Below are 4442 nucleotides of genomic sequence, written 5' to 3' on the forward strand. Positions count from 1 at the left end.
GCGGCCGGGGTGCCGCCGGGAGCGGGCGGCGATCGCGGTCTTCTCGTCGATGGACAGGACGATGACACCCTCGGGTGGGTGTCGGTAGAGGTCGCACACGTCCGCGACGCGGTCCCGGAAGTCGGGGGTGTCGCGGCGGGTGAGCCAGCTGCGGACCCGGTGCGGCTTGAGGTCCAAGTCCGCCAGGATACAACCGACTTGGGAGGCAGAGACGGCGGCGAAGTCGGTGTCGGCGATCTGGGCGGCGATCGTGCGGTGCGACCAGGTCGCCGCCGGGTGCGGGGGTGCGCCGGTGGCCGCCGCCACGATCGCCACCTGCACATCGGGGCCGTAGGTCTTGGGACGTCCCGAGCGGTAGGCGTCCTTGAGTCCGTCCGACCCCTGGAGTGCGAACCGGCCACGCCACTTGCGGACCGTGTTCACGGTGACCGCCAACTCCCCTGCGATGGCACCGTTACTCAAGCCCTCGGCGGCGGCCAGCACGATCCGCGCCCGGAGAACTTCTCTCACCTGTGCTTTTGTCGAGAGGGTCACCCCTGTCAGACGCTCGCGCACTGCCTCGTCCAGTTCCACCACCACGGCATTCACGCCCGGCACCCCGCCCGTCCGCCCGGCCAAAGACGTCCTCATGAACCGCTGATCCACTCATGCTGTGACCGCACAGGCTTGCCGGGTTGGCGGCCTGGGCGGCCGGCGCCGCTGCCCAGGCCGCGGGCAGGACGCCGGGGCACCTGGCCGCTGGACGAGGACGGGACGGGCGGTGAACGGGTTGAGCAGGGCACTGCCGCTGAAGACGCTGCCCAGCAACCTCAGCAGCTCCTCCGTAGCGGCTACTGCAGCGCTACCGTGGGATTGCTGTTGGTGGTGGCGCGGATTAGGCGGATGGCGGAGATGAGGAAAAAGATGCCCCCGAGCGTGGCGTAGCGGGCGAGATGGGGCAGGGAGGGGTTGGCCTTGGCGGCGTCGGCGATGAAGGAGGCGCCGGCCAGGACGGAGATGCCGCCGCTGAGGATCATGGCCCACTGTCCGCCCATCGCCCGGCGCTGGAGGGCCACCACGAGTTGGACCAGGCCCGAGACGATGGCCCAGGCTCCCCAGACGCGAAGGACGTCGGCCGTGCCGGAGGCGCCGGCAGCGGCCAGGCCGATCGCGGCGGCAGTGCTGATGGCCATGTTGACGTAGAGGCCCTTGGCCGGGCGGGTGGCCCGTGAGGACCTGGCGTCGAAGACGGCCGCAGCCACGTCGAACGCGGGGTAGAGGACCAGCAGGACCTTCACCCAGAGGGTGAGGTCGTCGCCGAGGGACAGCAGGAGCACCGCCCAGGCGAGGGCGAAGAGGAAACGGATGAGGTACAGCCGGCGCAGGGCGGGGGCTGCGGTTTCCTGGCCGATGGTGGCAGCGCGGGTCATGGTGGGTTCTCCGTACGGTCGGTGTCGGACTGGGGGATCTGGCGGACGACGGTGGGCGAGCCCCCCTGGCCGGGGCGAGTGCTCGCCCCGGCCAGGGGGGCTCGCCGGTGGGTCAGTTGGTGCCGCGGTCGGCCTGCTCGATCAGGTTCTTGACGGCCCCGGGGTGGCTGACCATGACCGCGTGGGATGAGTTGATCTCCACGGTGTGGGCCCCGGCGCGCTTGGCCATCCACCGCTCCAGGTCAGGGCTGAGCATGTGGTCCTGTTTGGCGACGAGGTACCAGGACGGGATGGTCCGCCACGCCGCCGCGGCGCTGGGCTGGTTGAATGCCGCGGCGTTGACCGGATTCTGGGCGTCGGCCATGTCGGCTGCCTTGCCGGGGCTGACGTCGGCGGCGAAGAAGTCCCGGAACTTGGCCGGATCGAGGGTGAGTTCGACCTCCTGGGTGCCGTCCGCCCCGGTGATCGGCACCGCCTGGAGCGGTAGTGCGGGAATGGGATGAGCGACCGGGTGCGCGGTGACGTCGCCCAGTGTCTCCCCCGCGTCCGGCACCAGGGCAGCCACGTACACCAGCGCCTTTACATCGGGGTCGCCGGCCGCAGAGTTGGTGATGACCGCGCCGCCGTAGGAGTGGCCCACCAGGATGATCGGCCCCTTGATGGTGTCCAGGAAGCCGCGGATGTATGCGGCGTCGCTGGTGAGGCCGCGCAGTGGAGTGTTCAGCGCACGGACGGGATAGCCGTCCTTGCGTAGCTTGTCCATCACGCCGTACCAGCCGGAGGAGTCGGCGAACGCGCCGTGCACCAGCACCACCGTCGGCTTGGTGCCGCTGCGGGCCGTGGCGCCCGCCGCGTGGATGCCTGTGGTCGTCGCGGCCGGGCCGGAATTCAGGGCATGCGCGGCGACCGGGACAGCGGCGAGGGCCAGCGCCGAAAGCGCGACCACAGCGGTGCGCCGCAAGGACCGGCGGCCAACAGGGCTCGTCGTGCTCGAAGATGTGGTGCTCTGAGTCATGGAGTTTCCCTGCGTAATGGTGCGAGGCGGTTGCCTCGTTGAGGAGTCTGGTGTTCCCCGGGCAGGGCCGTGTACTTCGAACGAAGTACTTCTCCCGCCTGAAGCGGGTGGAGCAGATTCGCCGTCTACATCGTTCGAAGTACACGGCCACCGCACACGCGAACGAGAATCAGGTCATGGTCAAGGCGCAGAACGATCAGGACGAGCCCGCGACACCTCTGTGGGTGCGTCGCCCCGAGGTGCTGCACCGCGTCGCCTATTCAGTGGCCGCGCTGGTGTTCACCGGTCAGATCGTGGCAGTGGTACTGAGGGGGTCGGGTTGGCCGACGGTCCTGGCCGTACTGCTCGCCGGTGGTGGTGTCGCCCTGTCATGGCGGAAGCCGTGGGCAGGACTGGTCGTGACGAGCGCGGCGTCCTTCGCCGTCACAGCGGTGGGCCAGGACCCCCTGTCGGTGTGGATGATGGCGGTGCTCGTGCTGCTCTCGGTCACCTTCAGGGGAAAGCAGCCGCTGGTCGGAACCGTCATCGTGGCGGCGTTCTTCCTGAGCGCGTTCATGACGTTGGGGGGATTCCGTGGTGGCGCGGTCGTGGGCGCCGCCGCCCTCTTCTCGGCCATAGCGGGAGGTGCGACCGGGGGAGCGCTCCACCTCCACCGAGACCACTGGTGGATGTTGAAGGAACGGGCCGAAAGAGCCATCGCCACCCGCGAGATCGAGGCCACCCGACGCGTGACCGAGGAACGACTGCGTATAGCCCGGGACCTCCACGACGTCATCGGCCACCAGGTCGCGATGCTGAGCATGCACCTCGGTGCAGCGGAGATCGGGCTTCCCGAAGGCGCCGGGTCGTCCCGGCAGGCCCTCGTGTCAGCCAGGTCCAGCGCCCGCACCGTCGTCGTCGAGACGCAACGGATCCTCGCGCTCCTGCGCCGCCATGACGACATCCCCGACGGTGAGGCGCTCCGGCCGATCCCGGCGCTGAGCGGTCTGGAAGGACTTGTCGCCTCTTTCGGGAGCATCGGCCTCGACGTCCGGTCCTCCATCGCAGTCCCCGCCGTTTTCGTAGAGCCCAGCGTTGGCGTGACGGTCTACCGGGTCGTTCAGGAAGCACTGACGAATGCCTACCGGCATGGGGAAGGGACGGCCACGGTGGATGTGCGCGAGCACGACGGCAGAATCTGCGCCACAGTGGAAAACCGCGTCGGTCTTTCGCCGCACGGCTCCGACCCGGGCAGTGGACTCGGACTCGTGGGGATGCGCGAACGCGTCGAGTCCTCCGGTGGGCGGCTGACGATCGACAGTGACGGCGGGCGATTCCGGGTCCGTGCGGAGTTCAGCCCTGCGGGAGTTGTCGTCCGATGACGCAGATTCTGATCGTCGACGACCAGGACGACATCAGGGCCGGCATCCGGGCGATGCTTCTGCTCGACCCGGGTCTCGTTGTCGCGGGTGATCTCTCCGATGGGCTCCAGGCCGTTCCCTTCCTGCGGACCCACCCCGTCGACCTGGTCCTGATGGACATCCGGATGCCCGGCATCGACGGCGTCGAAGCCACCCGCCGGATCCGCAAGGAGCACCCGCCCGAAAAGCTGCGGGTGATCGTGCTCACCACCTTCGACCACGACGACATCGTTCTCGCCGCCCTTCGTGCGGGCGCCAACGGTTTCCTCAGCAAGACCGTCAGCCCCGCTGAACTCGTCGCCGGAATCACCGAGGTCCTCGCCGGTGGCGGTGCGCTGTCCGCCGCCGCGACGGCCGCGCTCATCGGTCACATGACCGACAGTCCGCCCCCGGTGATCGACCAGGAACTGCTGCGACGCTTCAGCGCTCTGACACCCAGGGAACGGGACGTGATCATTCTCGTTGCCAGCGGTCTCGGCAACGACGAGATCGCCGCCCAGTTGTACGTCTCACCGTTCACCGTGAAGACGCACGCCGTGCGGGCCATGACGAAGGTCGGCGCACGTGACCGGGCGCAACTCGTTTCCTTCACCTTCCGAGCCGGCCTCTACCCCTGAG

Annotated in this window: 5 protein-coding genes; 2 read left to right on the plus strand and 3 right to left on the minus strand. The window is 68.9% G+C overall.

Features of this window, described 5'->3' with window-relative positions; genetic code table 11:
• The 3 genes from ACFVKT_RS40025 to ACFVKT_RS40035 all read right to left on the minus strand — a co-directional run.
• A partial coding sequence (locus ACFVKT_RS40025) for an IS630 family transposase (RefSeq protein WP_385741906.1) occupies positions 1 to 510 on the minus strand: 510 nt, incomplete at its 3' end.
• Between the two features lie 320 nt (positions 511 to 830).
• Positions 831 to 1409 (minus strand): hypothetical protein, encoded by a 579-nt coding sequence (locus ACFVKT_RS40030; RefSeq protein ID WP_385741909.1) that lies wholly within the window; start codon positions 1407 to 1409, stop codon positions 831 to 833.
• A 112-nt stretch (positions 1410 to 1521) separates the two neighbouring features.
• Entirely contained in the window at positions 1522 to 2424 is a 903-nt protein-coding gene (locus ACFVKT_RS40035; RefSeq protein ID WP_385741912.1) for an alpha/beta fold hydrolase, read from the minus strand.
• Between the two features lie 176 nt (positions 2425 to 2600).
• Here ACFVKT_RS40035 and ACFVKT_RS40040 point away from each other — a divergent pair, with 176 nt between their 5' ends.
• Entirely contained in the window at positions 2601 to 3785 is a 1185-nt protein-coding gene (locus ACFVKT_RS40040) for a sensor histidine kinase (RefSeq protein ID WP_385741915.1), read from the plus strand.
• On the plus strand, positions 3782 to 4441 hold the full coding sequence (locus ACFVKT_RS40045) for a response regulator (protein ID WP_385741918.1): 660 nt from the start codon (positions 3782 to 3784) through the stop codon (positions 4439 to 4441). Before ACFVKT_RS40040 ends, ACFVKT_RS40045 begins: the two co-directional genes overlap by 4 nt.
• The last annotated feature ends 1 nt before the right edge of the window (position 4442 follow it).

It is taken from the genome of Streptomyces sp. NPDC127595, assembly GCF_042671685.1.
GTDB lineage: Bacteria > Actinomycetota > Actinomycetes > Streptomycetales > Streptomycetaceae > Streptomyces.